The following is a 23,091-nucleotide window of genomic DNA, read 5'->3' on the forward strand; positions in this document are numbered from 1 at the left end:
TAATAACCGTAAAAATGCTGAAAATGAAATGCGCATTCACTCCCCCTTCGTCAACAGCCGGATTGCCGGCAGGGAACAAACCCAGAGCCGGGCCACTGCAGGCATGCTAATTTGCCGCGGAGGCGCCGGCATATATCTGCTCGATCTCGTTTTTATATTTGTCCATGATCACCTTGCGCCGCAGGCTCAGCTTCGGCGTCATCTCGCCGGTTTCCACGCCCCATTCCTGCGGCAGCAGCGCAAATTTCTTGATCTGTTCCACATGGTTGAAGGAACTGTTGTAACGCTCCACCACTTTTTCATACATGGCGATCACTTCCGGTTTCTTTATGGCCTCTTCGTTGGTGGTGAACGGGATGTTCTGCTGCCCCATCCATCTGCGCAGCATATTGAAAGAAGGTACGATCAGTGCGGAAACGAATTTCCTTTCCGAGCCGATGACCATCAGCTGTTCGATGAACGGGCTTTCCTTGCATTTGTTCTCTATCGGCTGCGGGGCCACGTATTTGCCGCCGCTGGTCTTGAACAGCTCCTTCTTGCGATCGGTGATCTTGAGGAATTTCCCGTTGATGAGCTGCCCGATGTCACCGGTATGCAGCCATCCGTCAATGATCGTTTCCGCTGTAAGGTCCGGCCGCTTGTAATATCCCTTCATCATGGAAGGCCCTTTTACGCAGATCTCCCCGTCCTCCGTGAACTTCAGTTCCACGCCTTCGATCAACGGGCCGGTAGTGCCGAACATGGTATTGCCCGGAGGATACCGGCGGTTCACACTGATAACGGGGCTGTTCTCCGTGGGGCCATACCCTTCATACACCGGTATTTTCGCGGAGCTGAATATCCGCAGCAGGTTTTCCTGGCAGGCGGCGCCGCCGGTAACGATAAAGCTGATATTACCGCCAAGCGCTTCGCGCCATTTGGAAAAAATGAGTTTGTTGGCCAGCGCCAGCTGGAGATTGTACCAGAAACCTCCGCTGATATTATTGTCGTATTTCTTGCCGAGCGCCACGGCCCAGAAGAACAGGCCGCGTTTGACGCCTTTCAGTTCATTGCCTTTGCTCATGATCTTTTCATACACCTTCTCCAGCAACCGCGGAACTGTAGTAAATCCATCGGGACGTACTTCCCGCAGGTTGTCCGCGATCTTGTCCAGGCTCTCGGCATAATACGTGCTGATACCGCTGAACAGGTAGATATATGTACACATTTTCTCGAAGATGTGATTCAGCGGCAGAAAGCTCAGCACTTTCTGATCCGGCGCATCCGGGAACGGGAAGCTGTTCTTGGAAAAGAACACATTGCTGACAATGTTCCGGTGCGTGAGCATCACACCCTTGGGCGTACCGGTGGTGCCGGAAGTATAGATGATCGTGGCGAGATGTTCATCGCTGATGCCGGCCTTGATGGTTTCCACCTGCTGCAGCAATTCGTCGGTAGCCAGTGCGGTAACCTTGCTCCAGTGGTCGGCGCCGGGTATCTCGTCGAAAGTATAAATATGCTGCAGGGAGGGGATATCTTTTTGCAGCTCCCGTATCTTTTCCAGCATCTCCACGCTGCTGACGAACATGTATTTCACCGCGGCGTTATTAAGAATGAATTTGATCTCCAGCGGATTGGTCGTTGGATACAAAGGCACCAGTACCGCACCGGTCTGCTGTACAGCGAGATCGGCAAATACCCATTCAGGGCGGTTATTGGAGATGATGCCGATCTTGTCTGCCCCTTCGGGCGAGAAATCATTCCCGCTGACACCGAGGCTTAACAGCCCCGCGCTAAGGCGATTGACGATTCGCTGCACTTCCTGCGTACTGTAAGGTTTCCAGTTACCATCCACTTTGGATACCAGCATGTCCGGTTTCGGGAATTGCTGTAACTGATAATTAACCGCATCAAATAATCGTTTTGGCTGTACATTCATATGTGTTAAATTAATAAAAAAATACAGATATTCAAATTGGCATTGATTTCCAATCCCCAAATGCCTAATAGTCATCAAATAGCGCCAAGTTGTCACCCGATTTAGTCTTTCCCCGCTTCATTTCTTCGTACCTTTGTGGCGCTCAATTGAAATCCAGTTAACCCACATATTTGTTAATCTTACTTAACTGATTATTTAATTATATACGGATACACGCCAACCCGAGCCGTTGGCATGTTATTTCGATTCTATCACTTAAAACCTGAATGATGATTTTAGCTACAGACCTGGACGGAACTTTTTTAGGAGGAAGCAATCAACACAAAGAACAGTTATACAGTATGATCCGGGACAATGAGGATTTCCGGCTGATATTCGTGACCGGGCGTGGGGTTGAAAGCGTATTGCCTTTATTGAATGACCCCGTTATTCCCAGGCCTGATTACATTATTTGCGATGTTGGCGCCACCGTACTGGATGGTGTTACACTCGAGCCTATTCAACCTATACAGAACAATATCGAGATCAAATGGCCCGGCAAAGAGGCTGTTATGAAAATGCTGGAGGATGTTAAGGGCATCCGCTTGCAGGCTGTGCCGCAGCAGCGGAGATGCTCCTTCTTTTTTGATGATGACAGGATCAGGGAAAAAGTAGCGCGCCTGGAAAAGGAACTGGGCTGCGATATCATCCTGTCCGCCAACAAATTCCTGGACGTGCTGCCTGCCGATGTAAACAAAGGCTCCACACTCCGGAAGCTCTGCGACCTGTTAAGGGTCCCGCAGCAGGACGTGCTGGTAGCCGGCGATACCCTGAATGACCTTTCCCTTTATGGTGTTGGTTTCAAAGGTGTGGTTGTTGGTGAAGCCGAACCTGCGCTGACGGAAGCCACCAATCGCCTGAATGATGTATTCCAGGCTGATACCGCAGGAGCGGGGGGCATCCTTGAAGCACTGAACCATTTTGACGACTTCAAATCTTTTTATCAGAAAAAGAGCGTTCCGAAAAAAGTGAGCAACGAATCTACCCAGCTCGTCATGCTCTATCACCGCTTTCCTTTCGAAACGGTGGAAGAGAATGGCAAAATGGTCAGACGCTCACCCAAAAGCCCGAACGGCATCCTCCCTACCCTCACCAACTTCTTCAAAACGAACAGGCCGGGATTATGGATCGCATGGCAGGAAAAACAAAACGAAGATCAAAACGCAGAAAACTTTTATATCGATCAGGAACTTTACCCGCACCTGCAGGCCAGCCCTGTTTTAATGGACAAGGAAGACATCGACATCTTTTATAAACTCTTTTCCAAAGAAGCATTCTGGCCGGCTATCTTTTCTTTCATCGAAAAGGTGCAGTTCAATCACGAGCACTGGGAACACTATCTGAAGATCAACAGGCGTTTCGCGGAAAAAGCGGCGGCGGAAGCAGAACCCAATGCCATGGTGTGGATACATGACTACAATCTGTGGATGGTACCGGGCTACCTGCGCCAGCTGCGGCCGGACCTTACCATTGGCTTCTTCCATCACACCGCATTTCCTGCCGCCAACACTTTCAATATCATCCCCTGGCGCGCAGAGATCATCGGCAGCCTGCTCCAGTGCGATTACATCAGCTTCCACATCCCCCGTTACGTGGAGAACTTTGTGGATGTTGTACAAAGCCTGATGCCGGTAACCGTTACCGAAAGGATCAGCTGCTCCCCCCGCTTCCTCACCTACAGCACCGCCATGGGCATAGGCTCCATGGCCCGGGAAATAGATACCGGCAGGCGCAAGGTAAGACTGGGCGCCAATCCCGTTGGTGTGCATGTGGACTATATCAGCGAACTGATGGAGAAAGAAGAGACCAAAGAAATGATCGCCGAACTGAAAAAAAATACCTCTGGTAAAAAAACCATTATCAGCATCGAACGGCTGGACTATGTGAAAGGACCGCTGGAAAAGATCAAAGCATTCGGGCAGTTCCTCGATGAACATCCCGCATTGCACGGTAAAGTGGAACTGATCAACATCTGCACCCCGCCTGCCAAAGGCATGAAGATATATGAACAGATACAGCATGAACTGGAACAGGCCATCGGACAGATCAACGGGCGGTACTCCCGCATCGATTGGGTACCGATACACTTTTTCTTCCGCTCCTTCACCTTTGAAGAAGTACTGGCCTACTACGCCATTTCAGACGTAGCCTGGATCACACCGCTGCGCGACGGGCTGAACCTCGTGGCGAAAGAATACATCGCCGTACAGGGGCAGAACCCCGAATCCGAAGGCGCCCTCGTGCTCTCCGAATTCGCAGGCGCATCCGTGGAAATGGCGGACGCCATCCTCACCAATCCATACGATAACAAATCCATGATGGAAAGCCTCCTGCGGGCACTGGTGATGAACAAACAGGAAAGACAGATCAGAATGCAACGCATGTACCAGAATATCAATCATTACAACATCGAATTCTGGGCGGACGAGTTCATGGACGAATTAAAAAAATCCGGGGTTTAACCCGGATTTTTTTATTCCCTGAACAGAAAAACTACGCGGCCATTACAAGGGCGCTGAGCAATCCGAATATGAAAGCCAACGCATAGAATGACAGCATCACGATCGTTAATATACCTACGAACTTGAAACAGGACTTCAGATTCGAAAAAGACTTCGCCAGTTCCTCCTGGTTGGAAGAACGTAAAGCCACCTGCATCTTTTTGGCGAAATTATACAGATAGAAATACGGGAAAAATATCAGCAGGGCAAACAACAGGTAAATCACCGTCACCAATCCACCCGACATCACAGGCATTCCGCCGCCCATAACATTACCGTAATATGTCATAATGGTACCGGCGAACAGTGATACGATCACCATAATGCCCACCATAACAAATCCCACAATAGACAGGAACTTCGCCCATTTGGCGGTTTCGCCAAGGTAGCCCGTCACTTCATGGTCTACCTGCAATTCAAATAAACTTTGGTGTTGATTTTCCATATAGTGTTAGTTTGAGCATGAAATTATCATTTTTTACAATATCTTGTATGTAGATTCTCAAAATATATCCCAAAATTCACTCCTTCCCGCTGTTCTGTAATTTTATGCTAATATTGCAGGCTGTAACAGCCGGAATCTGCGTTTCATGGAAAAGAAAGCCTTTTTGCTGATCATTCTTTGCTTGCTATGGCGACTGGTCAATGCGCAATCCCCGCATTACCAGTTCATGCGTTTAGGCATCAATGAAGGGCTTTCCAATAACCAGGTCAATACCATCTTCAAAGACAGTACCGGGTTCATGTGGTTCGGCACCGCATCCGGCCTGAACCGCTACGACGGGCACAACTTCCTGACCTTCCTGTATTCCCAGCGGGACAGCGCTACACTTTCCGACAATTTCATTGTTGGCGTTATGGCCGGGCCGGGCGGAAAACTCTGGATCAGCACCCGGCGGGGATTCAATATATACGACCCCGTTAGCGGCAGCTTTTCGCGCAACATATCCGCCGCCCTGGGCAATCTCGGCATCCCCGGGGACACGGTGCGCAACATCTTTCACGATAAAGCCGGCGCCTACTGGTTCCTCCACCGGGATTCCGGCCTGTATAAAGTGGATGGTTCCACTACTGTGCAATATGCCCATGGTCAGCGCATACTGGCAATGGAACAGGGTCCCGATGGCCACTACTGGCTGCTGGACGCCAGCGGCCAGCTCGAAAAAATGGACGCGCGCAGCAAACAGATCATCTACCGGCATCCGGAAAAACTGGCTACCCGCAATGATCCCCTGCCGGATTTCATCCTGTTCCCGGATAAGGACGGCGACCTGTGGATCTCCGGAAAGAACCTGGCGAACGGCCTGCAATACTTCAATGCAGCCACCCGCACCCTTACGCACATTCACCAGTCCACACCCGGCCTGGCGCTGAACAACAACATCGTCACCGGCATCACCCAGGACAACAACGGCCTCATCTGGGTGGGAACAGATCATGGCGGCATCAATATCATCGACAAGCAGAAAAAAACCGCCCGCTACATCACCAACATCAGCGAAGACAACAAAAGCCTGAGCCAGAACAGCATCACATCGCTGTATAAAGATAACACCGGCATTATCTGGACGGGCACCTATAAAAAAGGGATCAACTATTACCATGAGCACATCGTCAAGTTCCCGCTTTACCAGTACCGGCCCTTTTCGGCCAACAGCCTGCCTTTCGATGATGTGAACCGCTTTGTGGAAGATGCGGCCGGCAATCTCTGGATCGGCACGAACGGCGGCGGGCTGATCTATTATAACCGCAGCACGAATACCTTTTCCCGGTATCTGCATGAACCCGGCAATCCCAACAGCCTCAGCGCAAATGTGATCGTCAGCCTGTGGATCGACCACCGCCAGCAACTCTGGATCGGCACTTATTTCGGCGGGCTGGACCGCTTTGACGGCAAACGTTTTGTGCATTACCGCAACAACCCCGCCGATACCGGCAGCCTGGCCGATAACAGCGTGTGGGAGATCATGGAAGACCGGGAGCATAACCTCTGGATAGGAACGCTGAGCGGCGGGCTGGACAAGCTGGGGCCCGAACGCGAACGTTTTGAGCACTTCCCGCCGAAAGCCCCCAACTCCGTCAATTCCAAATACATCGCCGCGATCCTGGAAGACCACCAGGGCAACCTCTGGATCGGCACCTCCGAAGGGCTGGATGTCAGGAACGGCCGCACCGGCAAATTCACCCACTACGGTTTTGATGCCAGCAACCCCGCAAGCCTCAGTCACGATGACGTGATCTGCCTCTTCCAGGACAGCCGGCAGCGCATCTGGGCCGGCACAAGGGAAGGCCTTAATCTTTTTGACCCCGCCACCGGCGGTTTCCGCGTTTTCCGCCGGGAAGACGGCCTGCCGGACAATACCATATTGAACATCCTGGAAGACAATGACAGCACCCTCTGGATGAGCACCACCAACGGCATCAGCAACATGCGCGATACCCTCTTCAAGAATTATGATGTATCGGACGGACTGCAGGGCAATGAATTCAACCAGAACGCCGCATTACGCACCAGCAGGGGCGAACTGATCTTCGGCGGCGGCAACGGCTTCAACCTCTTTTATCCGCATGCCATTCCCTGGAACCGCAACATCCCGCCGGTAGTACTCACTGATCTGCAGATATTCAATAAAAGCATCCGCCCCGGCGAAAAGCTCAACGGCCGCGTACTGCTCTCCTCCGCCCTCTCACGCACCCGGGAGATCGTGCTGAAGCACCGGGAAAATGTGTTCTCCATAGAATTTGCGGCGCTGAACTACTTTCATCCTGAAAAGAACCGCTACGCTTACAAACTGGAAGGCTTCAACAAAGAATGGCTGTACACGGACGAACGGCAGCGGAAAGCCATCTTTACCAACCTGAACGCGGGAGATTACATTTTCCGCGTAAAAGCCTCCAATAATGACGATATCTGGAACGATACCGGCGTTACGTTGCACATCAAAGTGCTGCCGCCCTTCTGGAAATCCCCGCTGGCCTTCGGGTTGTACGCCCTGCTGATCCTCGGCGCCCTGCTGCTGGCCCGGAAGATCGTGCTGGAAAGGGAACGCCTCAAATACCGCATGGCGCAGGAACAACAGGAAGCCGCGCGCATGCGTGAGCTGGACAATATGAAGATCCGTTTCTTCACCAATATCAGCCACGAGTTCCGCACGCCGCTGAGCCTCATCATCACCCCGCTGGAAAAGATCATCAAAACCACTGGTGACGGCGGCATCAAAGGCCAGCTGGAGCTTGTACAACGCAATGCCCGCCGCCTGCTCAACCTCGTGAACCAGTTGCTCGATTTCCGGAAGATGGAGGTGCAGGAGATCAAACTCCATCTGAATGAAGGGGATATCATCGCCTACCTCCGTGAACTGGCCTATTCGTTCTCCGATCTTTCCGAAAAGAAACACATCCGCCTCTCCTTTTCCAGCCAGGTGAGGGAGCTGCACATGCGGTACGATGCGGACAAAATGGAAAAGATCATGTTCAACCTCCTCTCCAACGCCTTCAAGTTCACACCGGAAGACGGGCAGATATCCGTAGACATCAGCGTATCCGGCAATGAACTGGAAATACAGGTGAAGGATACCGGCATAGGCATACCGCTGGAAAAACAGGAGCACATCTTTGAACGTTTCTTCCAGCACGACCTGCCTTCCTCCGTGGTCAATCCCGGCAGCGGCATCGGGCTTTCCATTACAAAAGAATTCGTAAAACTGCACGGCGGCAGTATTGCGGTAGACAGCGCCCCTGAAATGGGCAGTTGTTTTACCATCCGGCTGCCCATCGACAGCGAAGCCGCCCCGCTTATCCAGACGGCAACCGTGCAGGAGGAGATCAAATCATCGGCGGAAAAGCCCCGGCCCCTCCATGCACCGGCGAAAGGGAAAAAACCCGTGCTGCTGCTGGTGGAAGACAACGAGGATTTCCGTTTCTATCTGAAAGATAACCTTGGGCTTTATTTCCACATCCTGGAAGCAGAGAACGGCGCAGCGGGATGGCAGATCCTTGCACAGACCGTTCCGGATGTGATCGTCAGCGATGTGGCCATGCCGGAGATGGACGGGCTGGAGCTTTGCCGCAGGGTCCGCGGCAACCACCGCACAGCCCATGTGCCGGTAATACTGCTTACTGCAAGGGCGGCCGAACAGGAGCAGCTGGAAGCCCTCGAACTGGGCGCATCGGACTACATCACCAAGCCTTTCAATTTCGAAGTGCTGCTGTCCCGCATCCGCAATACCATTGCAGGACAGGCTTCCCTCCGCAAAAGCTACGAGCAGCACATCGCCATACATCCCGAAGAGATCGCCATATCTTCAGCGGATGAGCAATTCATACAGCAGGCCATGCAGATCGTGGAAAAGAATATCCCGAATGCGGACTTCTCCGTGGAAGAGCTGAGCCGCGCACTTTTCATGAGCCGGGTATCCGTGTACAAGAAAATACTGGCCCTCACCGGCAAAACACCCATTGAATTCATCCGCACCATGCGCCTGCAACGCGCCGCGCAACTCCTGGAGAAAAGCCGGATGACCGTGGCCGAGGTTGCCTATGAAACCGGCTTCAACAACCCCAAATACTTTACGAGGTACTTCAAGGCAGCGTTCAATGTGCTGCCTTCCGCCTATGCCGCCGGAAAGAGAAGCGATCTTTAACAAATCACACCCCTTAAATAAAGAAACCCACCCCATCGCATCACGCGGCAATGGATAATTTTGCCGTACTATGTTTAAAAAGAACTACAGGAAAAGCAACAAGATGTACCTGGTCATGGAAATATGCCTGATCGGGCTGATCACACTGGCGCTCATCCTTATATTGTCGCTTTGACAATTAACTATTGATTATCTGCATGTTAGCGGAACCATGCTTAACATTTTGCACCCTTCGGAGAATCATTTACATACCATCCGGCTTCCGGCGGTTAACATTTTAACCCCGATTCATACACAATACCGTACCTCCGCTCTCCCGGGAGGCTGCTACATTTGTTAAAACTGATTTTTTTCCACGACAGCCGAAATCGTTATGAACCTGATCAAGATTCCACTGGTATTACTTTGCTTTTTTACATTATCTGCTTTCGCCGGACAGGTAGAAAGAATGGATGATGGACTGCTGGTCCGCATCAAACAACCCGCTCCCGGCAGCGCCCGGCACGTAAGGTTACAGGTGGTGAGCGACCGCATCATTCACGTAAGCGCCGGTGCCGGTGACACCCTTTCTGTCACCCCGAGCCTGATGGTGACCGTTTCCGGCAGAGACAATATAAAATGGGACGCTATCGAGAATGATAAAGAAGTAATATTGACAACAACCGCGCTGTCCGTTACCGTTACATTACACAGCGGACAGGTGGTGTTTCGCGACAAAGCCGGCAATATCATCCTGCAGGAGGCATCCGGCGGGGGCAAGGCCTTTCATCCTGTTACCTACGGCAACAAGCCGTTATACCGCATCCGCCAGCTATTTGAATCGCCTGAAGATGAGGCTTTCTACGGGCTGGGCCAGCACCAGACGGGACTGATGAACTACAAGAACAAAGATGTGGACCTCACCCAGTACAATTCCGTAGCCGCAGTACCATTCGTGGTCTCCAGTCGCAACTACGGCATCCTGTGGGACAATTATTCCATCACCCGCTTCGGGGACGACCGGCCGCACCAGCAGCTCTCCGGCCTGACGGGGAAAGACGGAAAACCGGGACTGACGGCCACTTATGCCGACCGGAAAGATCCGGCAAAGATCTACGTGCAGCAATCCGAATCGAAGATCGATTACGAGTTCCTCCACGCCCTTCGGCGCATCCCGGCGGCCTTTCCGATGGACAAGGGCAAGGTGACCTGGGAAGGGCACATCACTTCAAACGAAGACGGCGCGCATAAATTCTACGCCAGCACTTCCGGTTATATTAAAATATGGCTGGACGGCCAGCTGGTGCTGGACAGGTGGCGTGAAGGATGGAATCCCGGCCCCTCCGTATTTACCGCGGACTTTTCCAAAGGCAGCAAAAAAGCCATCCGCGTGGAATGGATACCGGAATCATCCCAGGCCTTTGTATCCCTGAAATGGCTGACGCCCACTCCTGCAGCCCTGCGCGACAAGTTATGCTTCAGTTCCGAAGCGGGAGAAAAGATCGATTATTATTTCATGTACGGGGAGAATATGGATGAGGTGATCAGCGGCTACCGCCAGGTGACGGGCAAAGCCACCATGCTCCCCAAATGGGCCATGGGCTTCTGGCAAAGCCGCGAACGCTACAAAACACAGGAGGAGATCCTGCAGACCGTGGCGGAATTCCGGAAGAGACGGATACCGCTGGACAATATTGTGCTGGACTGGTCTTACTGGAAAGAAGACGCCTGGGGCAGCCAGGAATTTGATCCCGCCCGTTTCCCGGACCCCAAAGGCATGATCGCGCAGCTGCATCATAAATACAACACACATTTCATGATATCCGTCTGGCCCAAGTTCTACGAAGGCATTGACACCTATAAAATGTTCGAGGAAAAGAACTGGCTGTACCCGCAGAATATCATTAACCGGCAACGGGACTGGATAGGGAAAGGCTATGTATCCACTTTCTACGATGCCTTTCAGCCGGATGCACGAAAACTCTTCTGGAACATCGTTGATCAAAAACTCTTCAAGCTGGGAGTAGATGCCTGGTGGCTGGATGCCACCGAGCCGGACATCCTCTCCAATGCCTCTATCGAAGAACGGAAACAGCTGATGAACCCCACCGCTATCGGTCCAGCTGAACAATACTTCAACACGTATTCCCTCCTGAATGCCAAAGGCATTTATGAAGGCCAGCGCGCCACGAAGCCGGACCAGCGGGTATATATCCTCACCCGCAACGCCAACGCCGGTATCCAGCGTTATGCCGCGGCTGCCTGGAGCGGGGATATCGCCGCCCGTTTCGATGAACTGGAACGCCAGATCCCCGCCGGCCTCAACCTCTGCCTGTCCGGTTTACCCTGGTGGACAACGGATATCGGCGGCTTCTTCGTAGAAGACAAATACGATCAGCCCGATCCCGAAGGCGAAGACCTTAAAGAATGGCAGGAACTGAACACCCGCTGGTACCAGTACGGCGCCTTCTGCCCCCTGTTCCGCGCACATGGGCAATATCCCTACCGGGAAGTGTTCAATATCGCACCGGAAGAAAGCGAAGTGTACCAGTCCATCGTGTACTATAACCGGTTGCGGTATAAACTGATGCCCTACATCTATTCCCTTGCCGGTAAAACTTACCATAACGACTATACGGTAATGCGTGCCTTGCCCATGGATTTCCCGGCCGATACCGCTGTGCGGGATATTGCGGACCAGTTCATGTTCGGCCCGAGCCTGCTGGTGAACCCGGTGTATCATTACCAGGCCCGCGAGCGCAAGCTATACCTGCCCTCCGGCAACGGCTGGTACGATTTCTATACCGCCGTTTACCTTCCGGGGGGGCAGCATATCACTGCGCCCGCACCATTGGAGCGGATGCCGCTTTATGTGAAAGAAGGATCTATCCTGCCTTTTGGGCCGGATATCCAGTACACTGCCGAAAAGCCGGCCGATACCATCAGCCTGTATGTGTACACCGGCAGAGACGCTTCCTTCCGGTTGTATGAAGATGAAAATATCAATTACGGATATGAAGAAGGCCGTTTCCTCAACATTCCCGTCCGCTGGCAGGAAGGCTCCCGTACGCTGACCATCGGGGCGCAGGAAGGCAGCTTCCCGGGCATGCTGAAAAAACGCTGGTTCCGCATCGTGTACATCAACCCGGGCGAAGCAGCGGAAAAGGATGGCGGCATGATCACTTATACCGGAAAAGCACAAACGAAAACTTTGAAAGATTAACATTTTTCATAACGTCACGAGGATAAACAAGGAATTGAAAACAGTGAACATTTTATTATCACGTTAAAGAACAAACAAAAAGAAACCTGAATTTCCCAACCCACGTTGCTTACAAATTCGCTAAACATGAAACTACTGTACAACAAATTATGTGTGCTCCTGACAGCGCTGACCCTGCCGCTCTGCATAATGGCTGCGGGCGCTTACGGCCAGTCCCTTACCGGCAAGGTAGTGGACGCCGAAGACAATACGCCCTTACCCGGCGTATCCATTCAGGTAAAAGGCACTACCAAAGGCACTGCCACCATCTCCGATGGCTCGTTCCGCCTGGATGTTGCGGCTACGGACGTCCTGGTCATCTCCTTCATGGGCTACGCCAGTCAGGAAGTACCTGTTAACGGGCAATCCAGCCTCACCATCCGCCTCCGGCCCTCCGCTACCGGGCTGGATGAACTGGTGGTAGTCGGTTACGGCACCCAGAAAAAGAAACTGCTGACCGGCGCTACCGTACAGGTAGACAGCAAAGATCTCGTGAGGAATCATACCCTCGGCGTTGAACAGGCACTGCAAGGGCAGGCCGCCGGTGTGCAGATCACCTCCAATTCCGGACAGCCCGGCGATGCCATGAAATTCAATATTCGCGGTATCGGCACCAACGGCAATTCCCAACCCCTGTTCATTGTGGACGGGTTCCCAACGGATGACATCTCTTACCTGAACCCGGCGGACATCGCCACCATCGACATCCTCAAAGATGCCGCGTCCACAGCCATCTACGGTACCCGCGCGGCCAACGGCCTCGTGATGATCACCACGAAGCGAGGGAACGCCGGCGGCATGCGTGCAACCTTTGATGCCTCCTTTGGCTGGCAGAACCCGGCCAAGAAGCTGGACCTGCTCACCGGTGAACAATATGGTATCATCGTTAATGAAGCGGCCATCAATTCCGGCAGAGCACCCATTTATACATTGGAACAGATCAAACAACTCGGCAGGGGAACAGACTGGCAGGCGGCGGCAACCAACAGCAACGCGCCTATCCAGAACTACAGCCTCGGCCTGGCAGGTGGAAACAACACCTCCACCTTTTCCTCATCCCTCTCCTACCAGGCGCAGGACGGCGTGATAGGCATAAGGGGCAACTCGAAGTTCTCCCGCATCACCTTCCGCATCAACTCGGAACACCGTCTCTATAAAGATATTTTCAAAGTTGGCCAGAACCTCACCTACTCCCGTGCCGATCAAAGCGGCATCGGCACCGGCAACATCTACAACAACTCCATCCGTGGCCTCCTGAACACCAGTCCCACTTTTCCGGTATTCGATTCCACCGGCAAATACGGGAAGTCATCGCTGAGCGCGGACGAAGCCAATCCAATTGGCATGATGGACTACAACAATAACAACAAACGGATAGCGGACAGGATACTCGGCAATGTGTACCTGGATGCGGCCATTCTGAAACATCTCCGCTTCCGTACGGACATCGGGGTAGATATCGCGTTCGTTACCGACAATTCATTCGTACCGGTCTATGAACTGGCCACGAATAACACCAATCCCAATTCCTACGCCACCATGGGCGCATACCGGAATTTTACCTGGAACTGGGAAAATACGCTCACCTGGCAGCAGAACTTCGGCAAACATGACCTCACGGTGCTGGCCGGTACCACGGCCCGGAAATTCAACGGCTTTAACGTCAGCGGCAGAAAGGAAGACCTGATCATCCCGGACTTCGATCATGCCATCATCGATAACGGCACGAACGACCTTACCCAGAAGACCTACGGCGCCCGCTCCGTGCATATCCTGCAATCTTACTTCGGAAGGGTGAACTACAGCTTTGATGATAAATACATCCTCTCCGCCACCCTGCGCACAGATGGCTCCACCCGGTTCGGTACCAATAACCGGTACGGCACCTTCCCCGCATTCTCCGCAGGCTGGATCGTTACCAACGAGGATTTCATGGATATCAGCTGGCTGGACCATTTCAAGGTCCGCGGCGGATGGGGACAGAACGGCAATGACCGCATCGGTGATTTCGCCTACCTGGCCACTGTCAGCTCCGCCTGGCGCTCCTACTATTTCGGCAACGGCTCCGATGTGCCCAAGTCCGTAGGCGCCTCGCCGGACAAAATACCCAATCCCGATCTCCGCTGGGAAGCCTCGCAGCAAACCGACATCGGGTTTGACGCTACGCTCTTCAACAGCCTGAACATCACCTTCGACTGGTATAACAAAACCACGAAAGACTGGCTGGTAGCACCGCCCATTCCGGATATCGTTGGCACCGGCGCTCCCTATATCAACGGTGGAAAGATCGTGAACAAAGGCATAGAGATCGCTGCCAACTATACCCACAAGTTCGGTGAGCTGAGCATCGGCATCGGCGGCAACATCTCGTTCAACCGGAACAAGGTGCTGGAAGTCCCCAACCAGGAAGGCATCCTTCATCCTGAATATAACAACGTACTGTCTTCCAACATGGATGAATATTACCTCGCGCAGAACGGATTCCCCATCGGTTATTTCTTCGGCCTGAAAACCGCCGGTATCTTCCAGAACCAGCAGGAAATAGACAGCTACCGCTCCAAAGACGGCAACCCGATACAACCTTCCGCCCAACCCGGCGATGTGCGTTTTGTTGACCTGAATGAGGACGGGGTGATTGACCGGAACGACAAGACCATGGTAGGCAACCCGAACCCGCAACAGACGTATGGCATCAATCTGAATGCCGATTGGAAAGGTTTTGACATTGCCATACTGCTCACCGGCGTGGGCGGCAACCAGATCGTAGACGGCACCCGTTCTTACGACCGTTTCTATAATAACTTCACCACCGCCGTATTTGACCGGTGGACCGGCGAAGGCACCTCCAATTACCTGCCCCGTTTAACCATGGGTGACGAAGCAAACGGCAACTGGAGCAAATTTTCCGACCTCTATGTGCGCAACGGCTCATTCATGCGGATCAAGAGCGTAAATATCGGGCATGACTTCAAAAGATCGATCGGCAAAAGGCTGCCGGTACAACAGTTACGGCTATACGTTTCCGGCCTGAACCTTTATACGTTCACCCACTACCGCGGTCTCGACCCGGAAGTAGGGTTCGGTGTAGATCCCTGGTCTTCCGGCACGGACCTGGGCTACTATCCTCAACCCAGGACGCTCCTGGTAGGTCTTAATGTCAAATTCTAATGCTATTGGTATGGATGAAACAACACTTCATCCCGCCTGTAAAAATTAAACATGAACAGATGACACTGAATATTATACATCCAATCAGGCAGCGCGGCATCATGCGGACATTCGCAGCAGCACTTTTGATCAGCCTGACCGCTTCCTGCGGGAAAGGTTTCCTGGACATCGGCCCGATCGACCAGAAAACAGAAGAAGATTTCTATAAAACGCCGCAAGACGCTATGGAGGCCTTGGTAGCCGCTTACAGCGTATTGAACATGGACGGATACGGCAATATCGCCCTCACGTCGGAGATCGCGTCGGACAACTGTTTCGGCGGCGGCGGCAATGGTGACGGCGGTATGCGGCAATGGGACCGCTTTGACAACTATAACGACCACAATGCTGCGGCCTGGAAGAAATACTATACGGGCATTTACCGGGCGAATATATTCCTGCAAAAGGTTGATAACGTGGATTTCGGTAATGATGAGGACACTAAAAAACGCCTCATCGCCGAAGCACACTTCCTCCGTGCTTATTACTACTTCGACCTGGTAAGGATGTTCGGCAATGTGCCGCTGATCACCGCACCGCTGGAACCGGGCAACTACAATATTCCCCAGGCTGACCCTGCCGAAGTGTACAAACTGATCGCGGAAGACCTGAAGATAGCGGCAGCCGATCTCTCCGACCGCAGGTATGCCGACATACCGCCCGCCGAGCAGGGCCGCGCCACCCGATGGGCCGCCAAAGCATTGCTGGGAAAGGTTTTCCTTTATTACACCGGCTATTACAGCAAACCGGATATCGAAGGCGTATTCACTAAACAGGAGGCCATTGCCGCCATCGATGATGTGATCATGAACAGCGGGCACGGGCTGGTGGAAAAATATTTCAACCTCTGGAGAGCTTCCGCCGAAACGGGCGGCTTTGCCGGGCAGAACAATACAGAAGCCGTATTTGCCATCCAGTACACGCACCTGGGGCTGAAGAACTGGGACCAGCAAAACGGCAACCGCATGCAGGTCATGATCGGTATCCGTAGCCAGGTGCTGCTCCCCTACTACAAAGGCTGGGGCGCCGCGACGGTGAACCCGAAGCTTTGGGATGCCTTCGCTGCCGGTGATACCCGCAGGTCCGCTTCCATCATCTCCATACAGGACGAGGGGCTGGCCGGGTCATATGCAGTAGGTGACCAGTATCAATACACCGGCTACTTCATGAAAAAGAATACGCCGCTGGATGAAAATAAACCCGAGGACCTGGGTGGTGATTTCCAGCTCGACAATTACGACAACTATGTGGTGATCCGTTTTGCGGATGTGCTGCTCATGGGCGCTGAGCTGAACCTCAATACAGACCTTGGCAAAGCCCAGGATTACTACAACCGGGTGCGCGACCGCGCCTTCGGCGACCAGTTGCACCGCATCACGCTGACCGGCGATGCCGCGGGGCTTAAACATATTATGGACGAAAGGAGATTTGAATTGTCCATGGAAGGGCACCGGTACTGGGACCTCCTGCGCCAGGGAATGGCAACGGCAAAGGCCGCACTGGATAATGTGTCCGCCAACTCCGTATTCAATGTCACCTTCCGCCCGGAAACAGGGGGGCTGCTGGCGATCCCGCAGACACAGATCGGACTGTCCAACGGCAGCCTGGTACAAAACAACGGCTGGAACTAGTCATCACATCTGATCATTGCACACATCAAATTTTAACAGATGAAAAGATTATCAATATACCTTTCTTCCTTCCTTCTCCTGTTCGCCGCTGCCTGCGATCCGAAGGAAGACCGCATTGAGCTGGATGCTCCCATCGCTGCCGCTGACCTGAAATTCACGGTTACCCAAACGGCGGGGTACGACAATGAGATCACCATGGAAAGCCTGACACCGGGCGTCATCCCCTTCTGGGATTTTGGTTTCGGTATTTCCAATGAAACCAAAGCTGTTACCATCATTCCGTTTGCCGGCGAACACCTGATCAAATATTACGCTTATTCAAAAGGCGGGCCTACGGTGGATTCCACCACTGTTACCGTATCCGCTAACGATCCGAACTATTTTTCCAGCCCCATGTGGAACCTGCTGACCAATGATGTGGCGGGAAAAACATGGGTATGGGCGCCGGACAACCCGCATGGATGCATGACAGGCGGCGGCAGTTTTGATGATATCGGCCCGGGCTGGTGGAAAGACGCACTGGACCAGAATGCGATCAATGACAAAATGATCTTCGATCTTGACGGCTCCTATAATTTCGTGCTGATCACGCCAACGAAAACAACGCCCGGCAAATTCAAGCTGGATGTAAGCAGAAAAAAACTCAGCATCATCGGCAGCGACATCAGCAAAGGTCAGAACTGGGAATACGATATCATTACCCTGAACGAAAATGAACTGGTGTTAGCCGCCACGCATATTGAAAGCTGGGGCGGATTCCGGAACTTCTATTATTTCAAGAGAGAGGGATTTCAATACTGATCGCGCTATTTTGAAAGTCGAATTATTTTGAAACGGGCCGGCGTAACATTGTTATGCCGGCCCGTTTTTTATTGATCTCACGCTATGGTTGCAGCGATGTATTCATCAATAAGATGAAGCCACAATGATCGCTTTGAGATTGAAACCGCCGGTGTCCGCCCTTACACGGAAGGTATGGCTGCCTTTTTTCAGCGGTACCGTTCCGGCGTCCAACAGTTGCCATTGCCTGTCGCCTCCCGTAGCGGGAACCGGTAAAGCCGGGCCTGCGGGTTTACCATCCGCCAGCACAGTCGCCTTTCCGCCGGTGCTGTCTGCCGCTACCTGCAGCTGCAAACGGTAATTTCCATCATTGGGCACATCCAGCGTGTATTGCAGCCATTCGCCGGTTTCGATATGCGTAACAAAATATTCGTTCCCTTCCCTGCCGATATCCACACCATCGTTCCGGTACATCCGGCCACGGTTGCCGCCCTGCATCGCGGGGTTGGATACCCGGTAATTGGCTGTATCGGTATCGTAATATGCTACTCCATTGATACCGAGATCATAATCCACTGCCGGAATGACGCCGGGAGTATGTGTTTTGAAAGGGATAGCGGTAGTATCATAGGGTTGCCGCAACATCGCATCGATCACATCCCGGTGATAAATATTGTTTTCGAATCGCGTATCGGCGGCCAGCTGCATCAACGCCTGCCAGGCCATAGCCTCCCCGGGTTTGGGGCCGTTATTGCTCCAGTAGCGGAGGATCTGATCGTATCCTTCATTGCTCTTTATTTCGAGCGGATTGTTGCTGCCCAGTTTTTTCAACGGCCACCAGGCCCAGCCGATGTTATGATCTTCCAGCAAACGGATGGCCTGCGTGAACCATACATTGGAATTTTCTCCCGTTTCGCCCAGCCATACGGGAATGTTGTATTGGTTCCGGTAATCAAGGATATGCTGTATGGAGGCAACGGTATTGAAATTCCAGTATTTGTGGAAGCTGAGCACCATATTCCCGTCCCAGGGCGGCAGAATGCCTTTATAGTTATTGCCCCAGCCGTTCCCTTCGATAATGATGATATGATTATTGTCCACCTCCCGGATCGCTTTGGTGATCTCCATCATCAGCTCCTTCAGCGGTTCGTTCTTTTGTTCCTTCAGGCCGTTTTTATCATTTTCCGGGTCTTCAAAACCGAAGTTGGGTTCATTGATGATGTCGTACCCGCCGATCCACGATTCATCTCCATACCGTTCCGCGATCTTCCGCCACAGCGCCACCGTTTTTTGCTGATGCGCTTCGTTCTCCCAGAGGGAAGGCTTGCTGCCATCCCGGTCTGATATGTTGAGGTCGTTCCCCTGCCCTCCCGGGGCGGCATGCAGGTCGAGAATAAGATACATTTCATTGGCCCTGCACCAGGCCAGGAGGCTGTCCGTCATGGCAAACCCCGTCTCCAGCCAGGTATGTTTCCCGGCTACCGGCTCCTTATCCACAGGCAGGGTGTACAGGTTAAAATGCATGGGCAGGCGAACGGAATTGAAACCCCAGGCTTTCATGGCATCAATGTCCGCTTTGGTTGTATGGTTGGCCAGCCAGGCATCATAAAAGGCTTCCGTTTTCTCTTCGCCTACAAGCGCTTCCATCCGTTGACGGATCTTGTGTTGCTGGCCTTCCCGGTTCACCCGCAGCATATACCCCTCCTGCAGCATCCAGCCGCCAAGGCCTATGCCCCGCAGCAATACGTTCTCTCCCTTTTCATTAACGATCTTTTCGCCGGATGTCTTGAGAAATCCCTGCGCAAATAACTGTACGGGCAACAACAGGATAAGGAACAAAATTTTCATAGTGGAAATTTAAGATGCAAAGATCAAAATAACAATTTCATGCGGAATTTTCCCGGAAAGATAAAGATGCGGCATAAATGGTGTATTTTTTGCCGCAATATGCGCATGAAGATCATCCTGGCGGCCTTATTAACATTCCTCTCCTGCCTTTGCCGGGCGCAGGATACGCTGCCTGCCGTATCCGTTTACGGTTATCCCGGTTCCCGGCTTTTCTCCCGTGTACCCGCCTCCGTTAGTGTGGTGGACAGTAACATGATCAGGTATCAGCCGGGCATCTCCGTAATGAATAGCGTGCCCGGCGTGCGCCTGGAAGAACGTTCACCCGGCAGCTACCGCCTTTCGTTGCGCGGCAGCCTGCTCCGTTCCCCCTATGGTGTGCGGAACGTAAAAGTTTATCTGGACCAGTTCCCGCTGACCGATGCGGGCGGCAATACCTATCTGAATGCCATCGGCATGCCGGGAGTGGACAGGATGGAGATCCTGAAAGGCCCGGACGGCAGCCTTTTCGGCGCTAATTCCGGAGGTGTGGTGCTGCTGCAGCAGGAGCATTCCGGCAGATCGGAAGCGGGCGTATCCGGCGGATCTTTCGGGTTGTTCTCACAATACATCACCCTGCGGCCCGTACTTGGCAAGCACAAGCTCCGCCTCACCCAATCCTGGCAGCAGGCAGACGGTTACCGCGAGAACACGCGGCTTCGCCAGGGCTATGTGCAACTCAGCGATAACTGGCAGTATTCGGAAAAGAATACCCTGCAGGCATTTGCATTTTACAGTGATCTGGGATACCGCACACCCGGAGGCCTTACCCTGGACCAATTCAGGGCCGATCCCCGCAAGGCCCGTTCGGGGGCTGTGGATCAGCAGGCCGGCATCTATAACAAAATGCTTTTCGGTGGTCTCTCTCATACCGCCGCTATTACCCCGCAGCTGGAACATGTGATCGCCGTAACGGCATCGGCAGTGGATTTTGAGAACCCTTTCCTGACGAATTATGAAACCCGGAAGGAAAAGACCTGGGGCGTACGCACATACCTCTCCTGGCAGGGCGCTGCCCGCCGCTGGGAAAACAACCTGGGACTGGAATGGCAGCAGACCACCGCGGATATCCACAACTACGATAACAATGCCGGAGAAAAAGGCCCCTTGCAGGCCGCAGCGGATATCCTGAGCGACCAACATTTCTTCTTCAACCGCTTCCGGGCGGACCTGGCTGACAAACTCACGCTGGAAGCCGCCCTCAGCCTGAACTTTTACAGCTACAATTTCCGCGATAGCGCAAAGATCAAAAAACACTTCGATCCGCAATGGATGCCCCGGCTGGCCCTCAGCTACCAGCTGCATGAATCCGTAGTGCTGCGAGCCACCGTCAGCCGCGGTTATTCCCCGCCCACCACCGCCGAAGTACGCCCGGCGGACAACCAGATCTATGACAACCTGCAACCGGAAAGCGGCTGGAACTATGAGGCCGGTATAAGGCTGGCCGACCGTACGCAACGTTTTCGTGCAGACGTATCCGTATTCCACTACCGCCTGCGGAACGCCATTGTGCGCCAGGTGAATGCCGGCGGCGCAGAGTTCTTTACCAACGCCGGCGGCACCCGCCAGACGGGCCTGGAATCGCAGCTCACTTTCCGTTTGTTTAAAAAAGAACATGACGGTTTCTTCCGGAACCTTACTCTCAATAACAGCTTTACCCTGAACCTCTTCCGCTTCAATAACGGCAACGACCTCACCGGTGTGCCGAAACAGGTGCTGACCACCGGTATGCAAACGCAATTGCCCGCAGGGCTGTACTTTTTCGCACAGCACCATTTCACTTCAGCGCTGCCATTGAATGACGCCAACACGGTGTACAACGAATCATACCATGTAGTGATGCTGAGAGCCGGATGGGCATTCCGGGCCTTTGAACTGTATGCCGCGGTGGACAACCTGCTGAATGAAAGGTACAGTCCCGGCAGTGATATCAATGCGTTCGGGAACCGTTACTATAATGCCGCAGCGATGCGGAATTTGGTGGCGGGGGTAAAGGTGAGGTGGTAAAATCAGAAAGTAGTAAATTAGTGCCTGAGTTAACCTGTTATCCCGGGAATGACTACTAAAAAATCATTCAAACTAACATCTATGAAAAAAATCAGATTATCCCTTTTCCTTGCATTACTGATGCAAATTCCCTGTATGTTATCGGCTCAGACTGCTGACACCAGCGTTTCCGCCAATCTTACATCCACTGGCTGGTACAGGATCGCCGTCAATGGGCCGATGGTATCAAATGGTACAGGTGGCAACCGCGCGGCAGCAAGGTTTATTCTGCGGGACCAAACCAGTAGTTGGCACCAGACCATAGAATTTATGGCCTCTGTGCACTATGGAAATATTCCCAGCATCGTTGTCATGAATAATAGCTACTTTTCCCCAACACCCGCCTTCAGCAGGATAAGGATCGTAGAGGGAAATACCTATGACGGCGCTGCACTTGAAGTATATGTTTCCTCCCCAACCTCTACGGCAGCCGCATTTCTCAAAGACAACATACAGGCAAGCGGGTGGACCATTGTGCCGTGGATAAAAGTAACCGGCTCAACAGGGGATCAGGATGGCATACCCGCAGGCTTTGTTGCAAGAGTCATAAATACCACCAGCCTCACCACCGGCTTCACCACTTCAAATGGCAGCGTGCATCAGTTCAATAACGGGAAGATCAATATCAATAACCCGGAACTAGATATCGGTACACTAAATATTGCTACCAATGGAAGTTATGAGCTGGCTTTCTCCGGCAGCAACTCGGCGAATATCTACTCAACAGGTGATATGTACCTGCTAACCGCAGCAGGCAAAAGTTTACACCTGGGCTCTAATGCCATCAACAGCAGAGTTTTGCTGGACGCAAACGGCAACCTCGGCATCGGCACCACAGACACCAAAGGATATAAACTGGCCGTAAACGGCAACGCCATCTTCACAAAAGTAAAGGTCAAACCATTTGCAGGATGGCCGGATTATGTATTTGAGGAGAACTATCCCCTGCCCAGCCTGCAGGAACTCGCCGGTTTTATACAATCGAACAAACATCTGCCCGGAATCCCGTCTGCTGCTGACATAGCGAATAACGGACAGGATATAGGCGAACTGAATATGCAACTATTGAAAAAAATAGAAGAACTGACGCTTTACCTCCTGGATCACAACAAAAAAATTGATCTGCTGCAGCAAAAAGTGGAATCCCTGGAAAAGGAAAATCAGTCTCTAAGATCATGCTTTGAACAATAAACGCGAAGCG

The 23,091-nt window shown here is 52.6% G+C and carries 11 protein-coding genes; 8 read left to right on the forward strand and 3 right to left on the reverse strand.

Annotation, left to right across the window (positions count from 1 at the left end; genetic code table 11):
* Positions 1-106: 106 nt before the first annotated feature.
* The gene (locus FW415_RS18290) at positions 107-1,918 is read right to left on the reverse strand and encodes a long-chain fatty acid--CoA ligase (RefSeq protein ID WP_148387952.1); all 1,812 of its coding nucleotides are present in this window, start codon (positions 1,916-1,918) and stop codon (positions 107-109) included.
* 266 nt (positions 1,919-2,184) lie between these two features.
* On the opposite strand from FW415_RS18290, the gene ggpS reads away from it, so the two are divergent.
* On the forward strand, positions 2,185-4,419 hold the full coding sequence (gene ggpS, locus FW415_RS18295; protein WP_210420732.1) for a glucosylglycerol-phosphate synthase: 2,235 nt from the start codon (positions 2,185-2,187) through the stop codon (positions 4,417-4,419).
* A gap of 31 nt (positions 4,420-4,450) precedes the next feature.
* Here ggpS and FW415_RS18300 read toward each other — a convergent pair whose 3' ends face one another.
* The gene (locus FW415_RS18300; RefSeq protein WP_148387953.1) at positions 4,451-4,903 is read right to left on the reverse strand and encodes a DUF5362 family protein; all 453 of its coding nucleotides are present in this window, start codon (positions 4,901-4,903) and stop codon (positions 4,451-4,453) included.
* Positions 4,904-5,048: 145 nt separating this feature from the next.
* Here FW415_RS18300 and FW415_RS18305 point away from each other — a divergent pair, with 145 nt between their 5' ends.
* The 5 genes from FW415_RS18305 to FW415_RS18325 all read left to right on the forward strand — a co-directional run bounded on the left by FW415_RS18305 (position 5,049) and on the right by FW415_RS18325 (position 17,981).
* Positions 5,049-9,101 (forward strand): two-component regulator propeller domain-containing protein, encoded by a 4,053-nt coding sequence (locus FW415_RS18305; RefSeq protein WP_210420733.1) that lies wholly within the window; start codon positions 5,049-5,051, stop codon positions 9,099-9,101.
* A 373-nt stretch (positions 9,102-9,474) separates the two neighbouring features.
* Positions 9,475-12,303 (forward strand): TIM-barrel domain-containing protein, encoded by a 2,829-nt coding sequence (locus FW415_RS18310; protein ID WP_148387954.1) that lies wholly within the window; start codon positions 9,475-9,477, stop codon positions 12,301-12,303.
* 126 nt (positions 12,304-12,429) lie between these two features.
* Positions 12,430-15,510 carry a TonB-dependent receptor gene (locus FW415_RS18315; RefSeq protein ID WP_148387956.1) on the forward strand — a complete coding sequence of 1,027 codons (3,081 nt, stop codon included), beginning with the start codon at positions 12,430-12,432 and terminating at the stop codon, positions 15,508-15,510.
* A 59-nt stretch (positions 15,511-15,569) separates the two neighbouring features.
* Positions 15,570-17,180: a RagB/SusD family nutrient uptake outer membrane protein gene (locus tag FW415_RS18320; RefSeq protein WP_168208877.1), complete on the forward strand. Its 1,611-nt coding sequence runs from the start codon at positions 15,570-15,572 to the stop codon at positions 17,178-17,180.
* A gap of 39 nt (positions 17,181-17,219) precedes the next feature.
* The gene (locus FW415_RS18325; protein WP_148387960.1) at positions 17,220-17,981 is read left to right on the forward strand and encodes a hypothetical protein; all 762 of its coding nucleotides are present in this window, start codon (positions 17,220-17,222) and stop codon (positions 17,979-17,981) included.
* A gap of 105 nt (positions 17,982-18,086) precedes the next feature.
* On the opposite strand, the gene FW415_RS18330 is transcribed toward FW415_RS18325, so the two are convergent.
* Positions 18,087-19,808: a cellulase family glycosylhydrolase gene (locus tag FW415_RS18330; protein WP_148387962.1), complete on the reverse strand. Its 1,722-nt coding sequence runs from the start codon at positions 19,806-19,808 to the stop codon at positions 18,087-18,089.
* 105 nt (positions 19,809-19,913) lie between these two features.
* On the opposite strand from FW415_RS18330, the gene FW415_RS18335 reads away from it, so the two are divergent.
* Positions 19,914-21,851 (forward strand): TonB-dependent receptor domain-containing protein, encoded by a 1,938-nt coding sequence (locus FW415_RS18335; protein WP_168208878.1) that lies wholly within the window; start codon positions 19,914-19,916, stop codon positions 21,849-21,851.
* Between the two features lie 135 nt (positions 21,852-21,986).
* Positions 21,987-23,081 (forward strand): hypothetical protein, encoded by a 1,095-nt coding sequence (locus FW415_RS18340; RefSeq protein WP_148387966.1) that lies wholly within the window; start codon positions 21,987-21,989, stop codon positions 23,079-23,081.
* The last annotated feature ends 10 nt before the right edge of the window (positions 23,082-23,091 follow it).

The sequence above is a fragment of the Chitinophaga sp. XS-30 genome (assembly GCF_008086345.1).
GTDB lineage: Bacteria > Bacteroidota > Bacteroidia > Chitinophagales > Chitinophagaceae > Chitinophaga.